General features: G+C 74.0%; 11 protein-coding genes. 4 read left to right on the top strand and 7 right to left on the bottom strand.

Annotation, left to right across the window (positions count from 1 at the left end; translation table 11 throughout):
• Nucleotides 1–59 precede the first annotated feature (59 nt).
• From GVV76_RS01330 to serS, 4 genes are all read right to left on the bottom strand, one after another.
• The gene (locus GVV76_RS01330; RefSeq protein ID WP_159624395.1) at nt 60–1,415 is read right to left on the bottom strand and encodes an AGE family epimerase/isomerase; all 1,356 of its coding nucleotides are present in this window, start codon (nt 1,413–1,415) and stop codon (nt 60–62) included.
• A gap of 116 nt (nt 1,416–1,531) precedes the next feature.
• Nucleotides 1,532–3,061, bottom strand: coding sequence for an ABC transporter substrate-binding protein (locus GVV76_RS01325; RefSeq protein ID WP_159624393.1), 1,530 nt, complete (start codon nt 3,059–3,061; stop codon nt 1,532–1,534).
• A complete protein-coding gene (locus GVV76_RS01320) occupies nt 3,061–4,224 on the bottom strand; it encodes an HAD family hydrolase (RefSeq protein ID WP_159624391.1) in 1,164 nt (387 codons plus the stop codon). The genes GVV76_RS01325 and GVV76_RS01320 overlap by 1 nt, the downstream gene beginning before the upstream one ends.
• The gene (gene serS / locus GVV76_RS01315; protein ID WP_159624389.1) at nt 4,221–5,498 is read right to left on the bottom strand and encodes a serine--tRNA ligase; all 1,278 of its coding nucleotides are present in this window, start codon (nt 5,496–5,498) and stop codon (nt 4,221–4,223) included. Before serS ends, GVV76_RS01320 begins: the two co-directional genes overlap by 4 nt.
• A gap of 321 nt (nt 5,499–5,819) precedes the next feature.
• Here serS and GVV76_RS01310 point away from each other — a divergent pair, with 321 nt between their 5' ends.
• Both GVV76_RS01310 and GVV76_RS01305 read left to right on the top strand, forming a co-directional pair.
• Nucleotides 5,820–6,767: a LysR substrate-binding domain-containing protein gene (locus GVV76_RS01310; RefSeq protein WP_159624387.1), complete on the top strand. Its 948-nt coding sequence runs from the start codon at nt 5,820–5,822 to the stop codon at nt 6,765–6,767.
• 29 nt (nt 6,768–6,796) lie between these two features.
• Entirely contained in the window at nt 6,797–7,765 is a 969-nt protein-coding gene (locus GVV76_RS01305; RefSeq protein WP_159624385.1) for a diacylglycerol/lipid kinase family protein, read from the top strand.
• A 32-nt stretch (nt 7,766–7,797) separates the two neighbouring features.
• Here GVV76_RS01305 and pheA read toward each other — a convergent pair whose 3' ends face one another.
• Nucleotides 7,798–8,733: a prephenate dehydratase gene (gene pheA / locus GVV76_RS01300; RefSeq protein WP_159624383.1), complete on the bottom strand. Its 936-nt coding sequence runs from the start codon at nt 8,731–8,733 to the stop codon at nt 7,798–7,800.
• A 244-nt stretch (nt 8,734–8,977) separates the two neighbouring features.
• Here pheA and GVV76_RS10520 point away from each other — a divergent pair, with 244 nt between their 5' ends.
• Nucleotides 8,978–11,632: a hypothetical protein gene (locus tag GVV76_RS10520; protein WP_159624381.1), complete on the top strand. Its 2,655-nt coding sequence runs from the start codon at nt 8,978–8,980 to the stop codon at nt 11,630–11,632.
• A gap of 121 nt (nt 11,633–11,753) precedes the next feature.
• A complete protein-coding gene (locus tag GVV76_RS01290; RefSeq protein WP_236263140.1) occupies nt 11,754–13,976 on the top strand; it encodes a hypothetical protein in 2,223 nt (740 codons plus the stop codon).
• Here the strand turns inward: GVV76_RS01290 and GVV76_RS01285 are convergent.
• Entirely contained in the window at nt 13,927–14,769 is an 843-nt protein-coding gene (locus tag GVV76_RS01285) for a glycosyltransferase (protein WP_159624379.1), read from the bottom strand. The genes GVV76_RS01290 and GVV76_RS01285 overlap by 50 nt on opposite strands.
• 422 nt (nt 14,770–15,191) lie before the next feature.
• Nucleotides 15,192–16,757, bottom strand: coding sequence for a hypothetical protein (locus GVV76_RS01280; RefSeq protein WP_159624377.1), 1,566 nt, complete (start codon nt 16,755–16,757; stop codon nt 15,192–15,194).
• Nucleotides 16,758–16,826: the final 69 nt, after the last annotated feature.

Raw genomic sequence — 16,826 nt, 5'->3', positions numbered from 1 at the left:
CGTGTTCCCAACGGCCCACCGGCGCTCCCACCGGCGCTCACGGCGCCGGCCGGCTCGCCTCATCCGCGGCCGAAGAGCCCCCGACGGCGCGAGCCCCTCCCTGACTCCTCGGCGGGCGACGCTGAGGAGGGTCGGTCGAGGCGGCCCTCGGCGATGGCCTGCGCCATCGAGGGCCACACCGGCAGCCGGGGCATGAGCGTGGCCTGGAGGGCGTGGTAGATGTCCGGGTGCCCTTCCCAGATCCGCGCGGAGGGCGCGTTGGAGGTGTCGAGCTCGTGCCGCCACACGCCGGGCGAGACGATGAGGAACTCCTCGGCGTAGTCGAGCCACGTGCGGTAGCAGTGCTCGTAGAGCTCGACCTCGATCTCGCCGCGGCCGTCGTCGAGCAGGGCTTGGCGGATCGCGGCGGCGGCGGAGATGCCCTCGCACACCACCCAGTGCATGCGCTCACGGACGATGGGCCGGCCCTCGAAGTCCGTGGTGTAGACGAAACCCGGCCGGCCGTCGCTCCTCCAGGCGTCCGTGCGGGCGCGGTCGAAGAGTGACTCCGCGGCATCGAGCATCCAGTCGGGCATGGGCAGGCGGCGGCCCACGAGCGCGGCACGGGCCTGGACCGTCAGGCGGGCCCACTCAAGGCCGTGCCCGGGCGTGGCCCCGTAGGGGCGGAAGGGGTGGGCGGGGGCGTCCTCGTTGTAGTCCAGGCGCGGGCGCCAGGCGGTGTCGTAGTGCTCGGGCAGGCGCCAGTCATGGTCGCGGGCGTGGACGTTGACGGCGAAGTCGATGATCTGGACGGCGCGCTCCAGCCATGCCGAGTCCCCGGTGACATCGGCGGTGGCCAGGAAGGCCTCGACCGTGTGCATCGCCGCGTTGAGGCCCCGGTAGTCCTCCGGGTCGCTCCAGTCGACGGCGTAGGACTCGATCGGCATCCCGTAGGAGGCGTCCCACCAGCGCGCCTCGACGACGCGGCAGGCCTCGGCGAGCAGCTCATGGGCGCCGGGGCGGTTCGCGGCCGTCGCCGCAGCGGCGGCGAGCATGACGAAGGCGTGCTGGTAGCACTCCTTTCGAGCCGCCTCCCGAGTGGGGACGCCGTGCCCCTCGGCGTCCAGCTCATGGCCGACGGCGGAGTACCAGCCCCCGTGGGCGTGGTCGCGCAGCACGCGGTTCAGAGCCCGCACGCCGTGATCGGCGTAGCGGCGGCAGCCGGGGATCCCCAGGAGCGTTCCCAGGGAGAAGGCGAAGGTCATGCGACCGGTGATCCACAGTTCGACGGGGCGCGAGGCGTCCACGGCGCCGTCGGGCCCGATCCAACCGAAGCCCGCGGGCACCCGCGCGGCCCGCCCGAGACGAAGGAGCGCGTGCATCTCCTCGGCGAGCCAACGGTTGTGCTCCGGCGCGCTGAACCATCCCAGTCCCATGAGTCCTCCTCGACCCGGTGCGCATGGGCGGGAGCGGACGCGGCGGAGCGCCGTCGCCGCCCATGCCTGATGCAGCGCAAGGCTACCAGCCGGCGGGGTGAGCCCACCGGGCGGGCTCAACTGGTGGGCCAGGCCCTCTCCGCCTGGGCGAGGGCGCCCTCGGAGTCCAAGGAGCCCGCAACCCAGGAGGCCAGGGCCGTCCACATCGTGTGCGCGCCGACCTCGGGGGGCATGCCGTCAGAGGCGTCCATGCGGATGAGGGTCTGGCGCGACTGGAGCATCTCCGTGGCCCGCCGCCCCACTCGCGAGTTGATGGAGGAGGCGTCCACGCGCCGGTTGGCGGTGGCCACCCCGCCGAGCGCGGCCCTCGCCCGCGCCCACTCGGCGCTGGTCATGTACTCGGCCAGCGCCTGCGCGCCCGGGCCGTCGGAGAAGGAGACAAGGTAGTCGCCGCCCACGAGGACGGGAGTCTCATCATCCGAGGCGCTGGGCACCAGGAAGGCGTCGAGGTCGGCGCCGCCGTCGGGCAGGACGGTCTCGAAGGAACTCGAGGCGTGGACCATGTAGCAGCGGCCCTCGGCCAGGGCGGCGCCGGCGGCCTCCAGGGTCATGGCCGAGGAGCCCGCCCGTCCGCCGAGCGCGTGCCCGTCGGCGAGCACGAGGGAGGCCACCGAGTCCAGGGCGCGCACGGCGGTGGGGTCGTTGAGCGGGACCCTGTGCGACTCCCAGGCGTCATAGGCGCCCGGCCCCTGGGTGGCCAGGATCGCGTCCTCCAGCCAGTCCGTGACCGTCCACCCACTCGTGGGGCCGTCGGCCACCGGCAGGCACCAGGGCGCCGGATTCTCGGCGCTGGCCCCGGGGCTGGCGCCAGGGGAGGCCTGCGCGGTGGCCGCCCCACCCGGACTAGCGCTCGCGCTCGCCGTCGGGCCTCCCGTGGCCCCCGTGGCCCCCTGGCCCGCGGCGCCCGCCGAGGCCATCCTCTTCGTGAGGGACTCCAGTTCGGCCCAGGTGGTGGGCACCTTGTAACCGGCCTTGGCGAAGGCCGACGGCGAGTACCAGATGAAGGACTTCACGGAGGCCATGAGGGGCGCGGCGTAGAGCGTGCCGTCGTAGGTCCCGGCCTCGCCCCAGGTGCGCTCCCATCCGAGCTCCACGTTCGCCCCGACCTGGTTGGACAGGGCCGCCAGCCGGCCATCGGACACCAACTCGGAGATGATGCTCGCCTGGGGGACGATCGCGAGATCGCCGTGACGCCCGGCACGCAGGTCCTCCTCGAGCATGTCGGAGCCGGTGTGGACGACGCTGATGCCGGTGCAGGTGGTGAAGGCCTCCAGGGAGGCCTCCAGGCGCTGCGCCTCAACGCCCGTCAGCGGCGAGGTGAGCGTGAGCGAGGTGCCCCGCAGCGTGGGATCCACGTTGCAGCCAGGCGCGGAACTGGCCTGAGCGCCACTGATGCCCTTGGGCGCGCAGCCGACCAGGGCGGCGCCGGCCAGGGCGAGCGCCGCCCCCATGGCCCGACGCGAGGGGCGGGGAGGAACCGGGCCACCGCCGGGGCCTGCGGCGCCGGCGGCGCAGGGGGCTCCGCTCACGATGCTGGCGGCTCTGGCGCGCCGGGCGGGGCTGGGACGGCGAATGATGGGGCTCATCAAAGCTCTTCTCTCTCGGCGGCCCGCAGGGATCGAGTGCTCAGGAGATCGACGAGGGCGTCGAGGACCGCGGCGCATCCATCGTGCCAGACGGACTCGGTGATGATGTCGGCACTGGCCTTGACGGACTCGGGAGCCGAGCCCATGGCCACGCCGAGGCCCGCCCAGCGGAGCATCTCGATGTCATTGGTGCCGTCCCCCACGGCCACCACCTGGGAGGCGTCGGTGCCCAGGCGGGCGGCCAGGCCCGCGAGCGCCGTCGCCTTCGAGACGCCCTCGGGGGCGACGTCGAGCCAGGAGGTCCAGCCGATCGAGTACTCCTCGACGGTCGAGGAGCCCGTGGAGCGCACGAGGGCGCTGAACTCCTCCAGGCCCATGGCCGGCGCGCGCAGCACCACGCGGTTGACCGGCCGGGAGATGATCTCCTCGTGGCTGACGACGCGCTGGTCCTCGATGAGCTCGCCGTCGGGGAAGAGCCGGGTGACGAGGAAGCCCTCATCGGGGACCTCGACGGCGAAGATGCCCTCCGGGATGGCCTGGCGCAATGTGGAGATGACGTGCGCGGGGTCGAAGGTCACCGAGTCGATCACCTCGTGCCCGCGCTCCAGGCCGGGGTCCAGGCGCAGCGTGAGGGCGCCGTTGGCGCAGACCATCCAGCCGTGGCGGACGCCGATGTGGTGGGCCACCGGCAGCGAGGCGAAGACGCTACGCCCCGTGGACACGACGGTCTGGGCGCCGGTGGCGGTCAGGCGGGACAGCGCGGCGTGGAGGCGGTCGGAGACGCGCCCGTCGCGGTCGAGGATGGTGCCATCGACGTCGAGGGCGACGATGAGCCCCGGTCCCAGGGCGGGCCGGAAGCCCGGTCCGGCCGGGGCACCCGGCCCGGCCTGGGCACCCGGGCCAGCGGCGTCGAGGATCGGGGCGATGGCCTCAGCCCGGTTGGCCACGAGGAGGGCGTAGGCGTCGTCGTCCAGGGGGCGGGCCCCGGGGGGCCCCGGGTAATGGGTGGCTCCCCCGAGGCTGAGGGCCGGGGCGGAGTCGGGGTCGAGGTCCGTCAGCGGCGCACCCGAGGGGCGCACCTCATCGGCCGCCCCCCACCGCTCACCCGGGCCGGGCTCCCCTGCCGCCCCCTCCTCGGGGCGACGCGACCGGTCCAGGCTCATCGCTCGACGGGCTCGATGACCTCAAGGCCGCCCATGTAGGGGCGCAGACCCTCGGGGACGACGACGGCGCCGTCGGCGCGCTGCTGGTTCTCCAGGATCGCCACCATCCAGCGGGTGGTGGCCAGGGTCCCGTTGAGCGTGGCCACCGGCGCGGTGCCGCCCTCGCGGCGCTCGCGGGTGCCAAGGCGCCGGGCCTGGAAGGTGGTGCAGTTGGAGGTGGAGGTGACCTCCATCCAGCGCTCCTGGGTGGGCAGCCAGGCCTCGCAGTCGAACTTTCGGGCGGCCGAGCTGCCCAGGTCCCCGGCGGCGGTGTCGATGACCCGGTAGGGCAGGCCGACCAGGGCCAGCATCTCCTCCTCCATGGCCAGGAGGCGGGCGTGCTCGGCCTCGGCGTCCTCGGGGCGGCAGTAGGAGAACATCTCGGCCTTGTTGAACTGGTGGACGCGGATGATGCCACGGGTGTCCTTGCCGGCGGCGCCGGCTTCGCGCCGGTAGCAGGTGGACCAGCCGAGGTAGCGCTTGGGGCCGGCGGCCAGGTCGAGGATCTCATCGGTGTGGTAGCCGGCCAGGGCCACCTCGGAGGTGCCGGTGAGGTAGAGGTCGTCCGCCGGGAGGTAGTAGATCTCGTCGCTGTGGGCGCCGAGGAACCCGGTGCCGCCCATGATGGCGGGGGACACGAGGGTCGGCGTCGTCATGGGGGTGAAGCCGTGGCGGCCGGCCAGGTCCAGGGCGGCGGTCATCAGCGCGAGCTCCAGGCGCATGCCGGCGCCCTTGAGGTAGTAGAAGCGGGCGCCGGAGACCTTTGCGCCGCGGCGCGTGTCGATGATGTCCAGGCCCTCGCCCAGGGCGAGGTGGTCGGCGGGGGTGAAGCCCTCGGCGGCGAAGTCGCGCGGCTCGCCGCCCTCGTGGCGCAGGACGACATAGTCCTCCTCGCCCCCGGTGGGGGCGCCGGCGATGAGGTTGGGGAACTGGCGGGCGAGATCGTCGAGCTCGGCGGCGGCGCCATTGGCGGCCGCCTCGGCGGCCTTGACCCGCTCGGCGAGCTCCTTGGCACTGGCCAGAGCGGCATCGCGCTCGGCCCCCGGGGCGGCCTTGCCGATCGACTTGGACACGCTCTTCTGCTCGGCCCGCAGGGCCTCGAAGGCGCCCAGGAGGGAGCGGCGGGACTCGTCAGCGGCGATGATGCGGTCGACAAGGCCGACGTCGGCGCCGCGGGCGCGCTGGCTGGCGCGGTACGGCTCTGGGTTCTCACGGAGCTCGCGCAGATCGATCATGAGGCCGAGTGTAGCCAGCGGCCGGGCCGGGGCGCGCCGTCGTTCCCGCGCGCGGCAGAGGGCCGGCAGCGGTATCAGTCACCTACTGAATGACCACTGAGTGAGCGGACACTCCGGAGCTCCTTAGAAAACTTCTGCATTCATTGGATAAGCGCCTATAGTGAGGTCAATAGCGGCTCCACCTGCGAGCTCACCTGACCAATGCGGCTTCCCTGGGCCGCCCGACCCCTCACGCGGCCCGTACCTGCGCGGACGAGCGTGTCCCGCATCCCTCTAGCCTCCCAACCCGATACATGCCCCATCCTCACCCCAGGAATCGCTATGCCCTCCTCCTCACTGCCATCCTTCTCGCAGTTGCGCGCCTTCGTCGCGCTGTGCGACCACCAGCACTTCGGTGAGGCCGCTGCCGCCCTCGGCGTCTCCCAGCCCAGCCTCTCGCAGGCGATCACCGCCCTGGAGAAGCGCGTGGGCGGGGAGCTCGTGGAGCGCACCACGCGACGCGTGCTCGTCACCCCCCTCGGTGAGACCCTGCTGTCCTACGCCCGTGAGGCGGTCCTCGCGGCGGAGGCCTTCTCCGACGCCGTCACGAATCAGGGAGCGGCCCTGACCGGGGCGCTGCGGCTGGGGATCATCCCGACCCTCGCCCCCTATGTCGCGCCCGTCCTGCTCGACGGCCTGCGCGAGAGCCACCCGCAGCTCCAGCCCGGGATGCGCGAGATGGTCACCGGGGACATCCTGGACATGCTGGGCCAGGGCCGCCTCGACGCCGCCATCATCGCCGTCGAGTCCGAGATCCCCCGCATCACCGCGGTGCCGATGTTCGATGAGCCGCTCATCATCCTCACCGCCACCGACCATCCCTGGGCGGGCCGCGAGGACGTCTCCCCCGAGGATCTCGACGACGAGAACCTCCTGCTCCTCGACGAGGGCAACTGCCTGCGCGACCAGACCCTCGCCCTGTGCCAGCGCTACGGCAACCGCCCGCCGGTCGCGGTGGCGACCACGCTGTCGACGGTCATGCGGATGGTGGCGCACGGGGTGGGCATCACCGTCATCCCCGAGGGCGCGCTAAGCATGCTCTCCAGCGCGGACGCCCACGGCGTGGCCCGCTTCGCCGCTCCCACGCCGGTGCGCCGCATCGCCCTGGTCCACCGCGCCTCCTCCTCGCGAACCGAGGATTTTGCCCAGCTCGCCGAGATCTGCACCGATCTCATGCGGTCCACCGGGCTGCCGGTCCTGGAGCCGACGGCGAGCGCCGAGGCCGCCTGAGTCGGCCGCGCCGAGCTGAGCACGGCCGAATGGGCAGGCTGGCCTGCGTCATCATCAACCCCTCCAAGCGGGGGGCGACGCCGCGCCTGCGGGCCGCCCTCGCCGCTGAGTTGCGCGCCGCGGGGTGGGCGCGCGTCGACTGGGCGGCCACGACCCCCGATCAGCACGGGGCGCGCCAGGCCGCCAGGGCCGTGGAGGCCGGCGCGGAACTCGTTATCGCCGCCGGCGGGGATGGGACCGCGCGCGCCGTGGCCGACGGAGTCGCCCGGGCCAGTGGCCCTCGCGCAGGGGTGGAGTTCGGCATCGTCCCGCTCGGCACGGCGAACCTCGCGGCCCGGGGCCTCGGCATCCCGCTGCGCCGCTGGCCGGCGCTGCGCCTGGCGGCGGGCACGGCGGCGCACCGGGTGGCGCTGATCGACCTGCTGCGGGTGAGCACGGACGCGCTGGAGGCCGCCGGGGCGCCCCCGGAGCCCTGCCTGGTGGTCACCGGGATCGGGTTCGACGCCCGGCTCGTGGCCGCCACCCGCGCCGGGCTCAAGCGCCACGCCGGCTGGGGGGCCTACGCGATCGCCGCCGTGCGGAGCCTGGGGTCGCCGCGCCTGCCGATGCGCATCGCCGTCGACGGCGGGGCCCGGGAGGAGGCGCGTGCCCGCTGCCTGCTCATCGCGAACTCAGGCCAACTGCCCGCCGGGATCCGACTGCTGCCGGACGCCCGCATGGACGACGGCGCGCTCGACGTGGCCGCGCTCGACGTCAGGCGCGGCCTGGTCGGCTGGGCCTCGCTCGCCCGCCAGGTCCTGCCGCCCGCGCCCGCCCGCTACACGCCGCCGGGGCGGGGACTGGCGGACGTGCGGTTGGCCCGCGGACGCGAGGCGGTGGTGGACCTGGGCGAGCCCGCCCCGCTGGAGATCGACGGCGAGGTCCTCGCCCCGGCCAGGTGGGCGCGCGTGCACGTCGAGCCCGGCGCCGTCGCCGTCCGGGTGCCGCGGACGGGGTGAGTGCGGGTGAGCCCGGGTGAGCCCGGGTCCGGCTACAGCGTGCGGCCGGCGAGAACGTCGGCCACCCAGGCGCGCGCCACGGTGAAGTCCTTGTCGCTCGTGCCGGCGCTGACCACCACGGGGCGGCCGTCGAGCCGGGGGTAGGAGCCGAGGAAGCGGACCATGGGACAGGTCCGGTGCAGGCCGATGAAGGCGGCCTGGACGCGCTCCTCGCGGATGTGCCCCTCGATGTCGATGCTGAAGCGGTAGCGGCCCAGGGAATCGCCCACGGGGCGGGACTCGATGCGCGAGAGGTTGACCCCGCGGGCGCTGAACTGCTCAAGCATGTCGAGCAGGGCGCCGGCGCGGTCGTGCGGGAGCTGGACCATGAGCGTCGTCTTATCCGCGCCGGTCGGCTCGCAGACCCGCCCGGGCCGGGAGATCACGACGAAGCGGGTCACGGCGTCGGGATTGTCCGCCACGCCGCCGGCGATGACGTCCAGGCCGTACTGCTGGGCGGCCAGCGGGTTGCACAGGACCGCCTGGAAGCCGGCCTCGGCGCCCTCGGCGAGCGCCTTGGCGGGGGCGGAGGTAGAGGTGCCGGCCACGTAGACGGCGTCGGGGAGGTTGGCGTGGGCCCAACCGCGGCACTGCGCCCAGGCGTGGGGGTGGGTGGAGACGGCCCGCACGTCCTCCAGGCGGGTGCCGGCGCGACCGGCGAGCACGAAGGTGATGGGGATGGCCACCTCGGCGGTGATGACCAGCGGGGAAGAGGCGATGAGGTTGTCGATCGTGGCGTTGACCCCGCCCTCGACCGAGTTCTCGATGGGGACGACGGCGGAGGCGGCCTCGCGCTCGCGCACCCGGTCCAGGGCGGTGGGCACATCGGGGCAGGGCTCGACGTCGACGGCCGCGGGCGCGACGGCACGCAGGGCCATCTCGCTGAAAGTGCCGGCGGGACCGAGGAAGGACCAGACAGGAGCGTTCATGGGCCCGAGGGTATCCGCGCCCGTCGCGACGCGTCGCCGCCGTCCGCGCGACCGGTCTCGCTCCTATTTTCGACCGGTCTCGCGGAGAAGGCGGGCGCATCCCCATAATGCGGACTCATCGCACGTCAGGGGTTGACTCATGCGATGATGCGATCTACCTCACCCTCGACTTCAAAGGCGCCTCATGAGTGATGAATCCACGGTCTCAGTTGATCAGCCGGCCTTTCAGGCGCCGCCGAGTGTCGTGTCCCAAGCGCTATCGCCGCTGGGGCGCGCGCCCGCGCAGATCTCCTTCCTGCTGACCCTCGCGGCGGTGCTCGGCACGGCGCTCATCTCCGCGATCCTCATCCTCGTGGCCATCGCGCCCTCCGTGGACAAGGCGCCGTCGGGGATCTCACCGCTCCTCGTCGCCATGGGCTACAGCCTGGGTGGGCACCTGACCGGCGGCATCGACGAGGGCTCGGTTGGATCGGTGTCCATCGGGGCCTCCATGCTCCCCCTGGGCACGCTCGCGGCGGTGGCGACGGCGGTCCACCTCCTCGCGCGCCGCCGCGCGCGCCAGGACGAGTCCTGGGCGCCGTTCGGCGCCGTCGCCCTGCGCGCGGCCCTGGAAGCACTGGCCATCGCCGTCGTCGCCTGCCTTCTGACCGGCATCGTCTCCGTGTCCGGCGACGGGATGAGCCCCGACCTCGACAAGGGCGAGATCCACGCCTCGCCGGGGTGGATCCTCCTCAGCGTCTGGGTCCTCATCTTCGGCGCGCTGACAGCCGCACGCGCTGGTAGCGCCTTGCTGGCGCGCGCCCCCGGGGCCATCCAGCGGGTGGTCCACGAGCTCGGCGGGCTCGCCTGGGGCGTCGGCGTCATCCTCGGCCCCGTCGTCGTGCTGGGCGCCATCGTCGGCGCCGCGCTCAACGACGCCGCCCACGCGATCCCCGTCATCCCCGTCTACCTCGGCAACCTGCTCATCTACGCGCTCAGCCTGGGCACGCTCGGCGGAGCGTCACTCTCCGCGAGCCAGCGCGACGCCTTCGGCGTCTTCGCCGACATCCCGGTCGACGCCGGGACGACGACGAGCCTGGCCTGGGATGCGCTGGGCGGCTGGTCGGCCCTCCTGTTCCTGGCGATCCTGGTGCTCCTGGTGGTGGCCGCGGCGCGCATCGGCACGCGTCGCCAGCGCCTGGCCGCGCCCTCCTTCGAGCGCGTCTGGCAGATGCCGGCCGTGGGCCTCGTCCTGGCCATCGTGGCACTCCACCTGCTGATTCCCCTGAGGGTTCATATCGGCGTCTCCGTCGCGCGCTTGGGCTCCCACAGCGCGGGCCTCTCCCTCGTCCCGTCGTGGTGGTCCTCCCTCACACTCGCGCTCATCCTGCTGGTGATCTCCGTGCTCGCCGAGTACGTCCCCGGCCTGCTCCACGCCAATGCGGCCTCGCTGCTGCGCCTCATCGGTGGTGGCGCCGCCGTCGACCGCTGGGTCGCGGGCCTGCCGGCCACCGGAGCGCTCCCAATGGCGTCCGGCCAGTTCGCGGCAGGGCCGGTGGCCTCGACCGGCCCGCTCGCCTCCGCTGGTCCCGTCGCCCAAGCCAGTCCCATCGCCGCGGCGGCGCCCCCGCCGCCGGGGACGCCCGCGGCCAGTCCCGGTACGGGAGCCTTCCCGCTGGGTGCGCCCGGCACCGGCGCCTTCCCGCTCGGCACACCCGGTACCGGCGCCTTCCCGCTCGGCACGCCCGGCACCGGCGCCTTCCCGCTCGGCACACCCGGTACCGGCGCCTTCCCGCTGGGCGCCCCGGACACGGGATCATTCCCCGCTGGCGCAGCCCTCGCCGTGGCCGGCACGGTCCCCGCGCCGGCTATCCCGGCCCCCATGAGCCCCCGGGCACGCCGTCGCCTCAAGTTGGTCACGGGCGCCGTCGTCGCCTGCCTCGCGCTCCTCATGGGCTTCTTCATCGCCGTCGAGATGCTCAACTCCCAGCGCACGCCTGAGAAGGAGGTCGAGAAGTACCTCGATCTCGTGGCCGCCGGGAAGGCCTCCGAGGCCACGGCCATGGTGGACCCAGGAGTGTCGAACGATCAGCGCGCGCTCCTGACGGACTCGGCCATGTCCGCGGCGACGTCGCGGATCACGGTGGTCGACGTCGAGGAGAAGGAGAAAGGGAAGGGAGACGATGAGAAGCGGGTCGAGGCCACACTGTCCGTCAATGGCGAGAAGTTCACCCGGATCTTCACCGTGTCCTCCAAGGACAAGTCCTTCGGCCTGCTCAACAACTGGAAGGTGAAGACCTCGCTGGCCATGCCCGTCCAGCTGTCCTCCAAGTCATTGGGGGGCCTCAGCGTGGGCGGCACCGAGGTCGCTCTGGAGAACCCGAGCAAGAGTTCCAAGGGGCCGAAGCCCCCGGAGCGCGCCGGCGGGACCGCCGTCCAGTACATGTACCCCGGCATCTACCCCATCGCCAGCGCGTCGGCGACCTCCGCTTATATCACCACTGATAAATCCTCGGTCACGGTCCTGCCCGGCGACAGCGCGGCCTCGGGGACCGTTCTCGCCGTCGAGGGCGCGCCGACCGAGGAACTTAAGCGGTACGTCCTGGCCAAGATCAACGAGAAGGCCACAAGCTGCGTGACGCCGCCGACCAATACCGACAGCTCCTGCCCCATCGAGCTGCGGAGCACGGACCTGGCGTCGCTCTCGGTGACGACTCCGGCGAGCACGGTGACCATGGACGACGCCTCCACCTTCAAGAGCGGCACGATCGTCTTCACCTACCGGAGGAACCCCTCCACGTGGGACAAGAACCCGAAGGACCAGACGGTGAGATACACCTTCTCCGGGACAGTCGATCTGTCGGGCAGCGGTGACCCGGAGGTGACCGTCACCAGGGCGGCCCACGCCCTCGCCTTCTGACCCCGCCCCTTTCGCCGGGGCCGGGCGATCAGCGCGCGGCCCCGCACTGCTGCCGTCCCCCCTCCGAACCGGTCTCGCTCCTCATTTCGACCGGTCTCGCGGGGGGCCGTAGGCTTCTCGGGTGAGCAGGCGACGGCGGAACCCCCAGCAGCGCTTCGCGCGCGCAGTGGTCTACGGCATCATCCTGCTCACCGTCCTCGGGATGATCCTCGCGATGATCAGCGCGTCCTCCGCGGCCTCCACCCAGGACACGGCGGGGCGCACGCCCGTCATCGTGCTGGGCACCCGCGATCTGACCTGGGGGGGCCTTCGCGAGATCGCGGGCGCCTCCTCTTCCGCCGCTGGCGACGCCGGCTCCCTCCTCGACGCCGCGAGCAGCGGCGAGCCCGTCAACGTCGTCGTACGCTCGGCAAACCCGGCCACCTGCCCGGCCGACGGCTGGCTGACCCTCGGCGCCGGGTCCCGCGCCCGCGCCCTGCCCCCCGGCGCCGCGTCCACCCCGGGCGCCCCGGCCTGCCTGGACGCCCCCGACGCGGCATCCGCCCTGGCCGCCTCCAGAGGCTCCGGCTACGAGGCCCGCCCCGGGGCGCTGGCCACCGCCCTGGCCAAGGCCGGCGCGCCCGCCACCGCCATCGGGGATGCCGCCTCCCTCGCGCTGGCCACCGAGGGCGGGGCCGCCACGACCAGCGACAGCCTCAAGGAGCTCCTGGCCTCCGGTCCCAGCGGGCTGACCCTCGTCGACACCGCCGCCGGGGCCACCACCGCCGAGCAGCGGGTGACGGCCCTGGCGCGGGCCCGCGAGGCGGTCCTGGCCGCGATGCCGCGGGCGAGGGTCGTCATCGTCTCCGTGGCCGACGCCGAGAGCCCCGGCCCGCAGATCGGCATCCTGCCCGCGGGCACCACCTCCCCGCGGGGCCGCGACGGCGGCCTGCTCGTCGGCGACTCCACCCACCAGGCGGGACTCATCCAACTCACTGACCTGGCCCCCACGATCCTCGCCGCGCTCACCGGGAGCCCCCACCCGGGCGGCGCCTCCGCGCGGATGACCGGCAGCGCCCTCGCCCTGCCCGATTCCCCTCCCCCGGCCGCGAGCGCGGAGCCGGGCGCTACCGACCCCGCGGGGTCCCGCGCCGTGGAGGAACTCGCCGACGACGCCCTGCGCGCCCGCGCCTCCCACCTGGCCACGATCCCATCGATCCTGCTCCTCATCGCCGCCTCCGGGGCGCTCGCGCTCACGGCCGCCCTCGCCCTGCGGGGCGCGCCTCGACCGCGCGCGCTCATCGCTCTGCGCGGGGCCGCGCTGGCGGCCTCATGCCTGCCGCTCGCCGCGCTCCTGTCCGGGGCCATTCCCTGGTGGCGCGCCGGGGCGTCGGCGGGCGAGCCCTCGTGGGCCGCCGCGGCCGCCGCCCTCGCCGCGATCCTGTTCATCGGCGGCGCCCTGGCCGGGCTCGTCGCCCTCGCTGCCCGGGCCGTGGGGCGCCCTCGCGGGGAGGTGGCGCTCGTCGCGGGGCTCACGTCCCTGGCCTGGCTGCTCGACGCCGCCCTCGGGGCGCCGCTGGCCTTCAATGGGGCCCTGGGCATGGACGCCGTCGTCGCGGGCCGCTTCTACGGCATGTCGAACACGGGGTTCGCGATTGCAGCCGCCGCGCTCATCATCGCGATCGCCGCGCTCCGAGCCCTCGCGCCTCCCGGCCGCGGCTGGGCCCTGGGCTTGGTGGCGCTCATGGGCGGTGGGGCCCTCGCGCTTGACGGCGCACCCTGGCTCGGCGCCGACCTCGGAGGAGCGCTCACGCTCGCGCCCGTACTCGTGGTGCTGGCCGTCGCCCTCGCCGCCCCAGAGTTGGGCCGACGTGGCCGACTGCGCGCCGGCCTGGGCGCCGTCGCGGGAATGCTGGTGGTCGGGACGGTCCTGGCGGGCCTCGACCTCGCACGCCCGGCAGATCGGCGCACCCACCTGGGGCGCTTCGCGGCGGGCCTCGCCGACGGCTCGGCCTGGGGCACGCTGGAGCGCAAGGCCGGGGCGCTCATCGCCCCTTTCCTCAGCAGCGCGCTCGCCCTGACGGCGCTGATGGCCGGGCTGGTCACCGTCGTCGGCGCGGCCTGGTGGGGGGCCCGGGAGCACCGGGCGTGGCGCGAGGGGCGGTCCGCCTACCGGTGGCTCACCACGGGTCGCGCCGCTCCTCGGTGGGTCGGGTCAGCGCTGGTGGGGCTGGGAGTGCTCGTCGTCGTCGAAACGCTGCTCAACGACTCGGGGCCGTCCATGGCCGTGATCTCAGCCGCGACGGCGGCGCCCCTCATGCTTCGGGCGCTGCTGGCGGCGCGCCCGGGGCGGCGGCCTGCTTGACGGCCCGGAACGCCATGAAGGGCGCCTGCGCGCGGATCGCGCCCTCGTCCCGCGCATGAATCGGCACGCGCTGGCCGCGGAGCTTGCGCCGGGCGATGGCGTGCATGACGGCGCGGTACTGGGCGGCGCGGTGCAGCTTGCCTGCCATGTCGTTGCCGGAGGCGCGGTGCTGGATGTCGCAGGGAACCTCGATGACCGTCAGGCCCGCGACGAGCACGTCGATGGTCATGCCGACCTCCACGCCCCAGCCCTCGGCGAAGGGCTGGGCGGCGTCGTAGGCGGCCCGGGTCAGGCAGCGCTGGCCGGACAGGGGCGCGATCGGCGCCCAGCCGGTGGTGGCGGCGATGGCGCGACGAGCGGCGCGCACGACGCGGCCCCGCCCGCCGGCACCCGCCTGCTTGGGCAGGACGGCGATGGACATGTCCGCGGCGCCGTCAAGCACCGGCGGGACCAGATCGGCGCAGGCGGCGGCGGAGTCCCCGAGGTCGCCGTCGAGGAAGAGCAGGAGGCGGGTGGGGCCGTCCTCGTAGTCGCGCATGGCGACAACCCCCGCGCCGGTCTCCATGGCGGAGGCCTTGCCCCGGCTCACCGAGTGGCGGACGGTGACGGCGCCGGCGCACCGCGCCGCGCTCTGAGTGGAGTCGCTGGATCCATCATCGACGACGACGACGAGGTCGACTCGCGGGATGGCGCGGCAGGCGCGAACCGTGGCCGCAATGCGGTCGGCCTCGTCCTTGGCGGGGATGACCACGGCGACTCGTTGATCGGCCCGTGGCGCTGAGGACGGACTCACAGGCTAAGCCTAGTCATGATCGGGGCTCCCGTGTGGGATCGGATGACCACCTCCTCGGGTCTCAGCTCGGCAACGGGGGCGGCCGTGTTGCTGAAAGCTTGCGGATTGAACGCATTTGCCCAGGTGGCTTCTAAGGACGGTGGAAACCGTCGCCGGAGCGTGGAAGCCTGGGCGCCGGGACCCGTCAACGGCGACGGGCCCCCGTCTTTCCCCTCGCCACCCCTCTCAATGGGCCGCATGAGCGCCCGCCCAGCAGCGGCGTCGGGACTGAACCCGGTCGCGCCCATAGCCGCTGAGGCCCCGGGCAGTCACCGCCCGGGGCCTCAGCATGGGGTGAGGCGATCGCGAGACGGGACGGCGGGGCCCCGGGTCAATGCCTCGGGGCCCCGCCGTTCGCGGGCGTGGCAACGGGGGCGCGCCGCTCAGGAGGCGGAGCGCCTGCCCGCCATGAACCACCAGGCCGCTCCTCCCACGCCGACCAGGGCGGCCGGGGTGAGGATCCAGGGAAGCATGTCCAATCCGTCACTGCCCCTCTCGCTCGCCGCCGCCTGGGTGGCGGGGGCCGCCTGCTGGGAGCCGGGGTCCGACGACGGCTTGCCACTGGGGTTGGTCGTCGAGGCCGACCGCGGCGTCCGAGTCGGGCTCGGGCCGGTGGCGCCCTGCGGGACGGGGTTGGGGGCCTCACTTGAGGCCAGCGGGCTGGGCGCGCCGCCCAGAGAGGGGTTGGTGGCGTCGCGCAGGACCTGGCCGACGGCGCTGGCCGAGCTGTCGCGACCGGCTGGGACCGGGTTGGGCGACGCGGGGCCGACGACGCTGCCGGGGTTCGTGGTTCCCGGCAGTGCGGGCAGGGGGAGCGATTCCCGGGGCGCGGCGCCAGGGTCGGCCTGGGGGGCGGGCTCCTGCGGAGCCGGGGCGGCGGGCGCTGCGATCTCCGGGGCGGAGGGGGCCTCTGGAGCCCGCGGGGCGGGGGGAGCCTCTGGGGCCTCCGGGGCGGGAGCCCCCGGAGCGCCTGGCGCGGGGCTCCTGGGTGCGCCGTCACCGCGGCCGTCACCGTCATGGCCACCACCGTCATGGTCGCCACCACCGCCGTGGCCGCCACCACCGCCGTGACCGCCATCCTGATCACCGCCGGGGTCCTTCGGCGAGGGGGCCGGCTCCTGAGGCTGAGGCGCCGGGGCCTCGGGAGCGCCCGGGGCCGACGCGGGGGAGGTCGCCGTGAGCGTACGGAGGATGCCATCGGCGCCGATATAGGTCGCGGAGGCCTTGTCCTTGAAGTCGGGGCCCGGGGTGAAGACGACCTTCCCGTCCTCATCGATGGACCAGGTGCCGACTCCCTCTTCGTGCTGGGGGCTGAGATCGCCTCCCGCCGGGACGGTGAACTCCGCCCGGCCTTTGACGATCTCCCTGGTCTCGGCGTTCGGGTCGGTCTTAGGGGCCCCGTCCTCACCGGGGCGGGCCCCAGGGGCGGGGCCCGGCTCCGCTTCGCCCTCATCATCCTTGTCCCGAGGAGCGTGAGGGCGAAGGGCATTGCGATCGCGCCGGGGGGCGCTGCGCTCCCCGGGGTCGTCCTCGTCAGCAGCCCGCGGGAGACCGTCCTGGTCCTCGGGGTCGCCCGCCTCGCCGCGCCGCTCCCGTTCCGTGTCCGCGGGCTCATCGTCCTGAAGATCCCCGCGCTCCCGCGGATCGGCCGCGTCCCGGACCGCGGCATCCCGGACCTCGGCGCCAGCGGCCTGATCCGCCTGGTCCCCCTGATCCTGAAGGTCGGCTCGGGGCTGGTCCCGCCTCTCGCCGTCCTGAGGGCGGGCCTGGTCGGCGACCCGGTCCTCCTGCCGGGCCTCGGCCCGCGCGCCCACCCGGTCAGCGGCGTCGACGGGGGCGCCAACGCCCGGCTCGGGGGTCTTATCGGCAGTGGCCGAGGGACTGATGACCGCGATGGAGGCGGCGATGGCGAGAGCGAGAGCGCCGTTCCCGGCGATGGGGTGCTTCACAGGATCTCCCAAAGTGGAGTGTCACGGGCTGATAACGAGGCTAGCAGGCTCCGCGTATCGGCGGAAGGG

Origin of the sequence: Actinomyces sp. zg296 (assembly GCF_009829695.1) — a bacterium.
GTDB classification, from domain to species: domain Bacteria; phylum Actinomycetota; class Actinomycetes; order Actinomycetales; family Actinomycetaceae; genus Actinomyces; species Actinomyces marmotae.
This window is presented reverse-complemented; position numbering and strand designations above follow the sequence as displayed.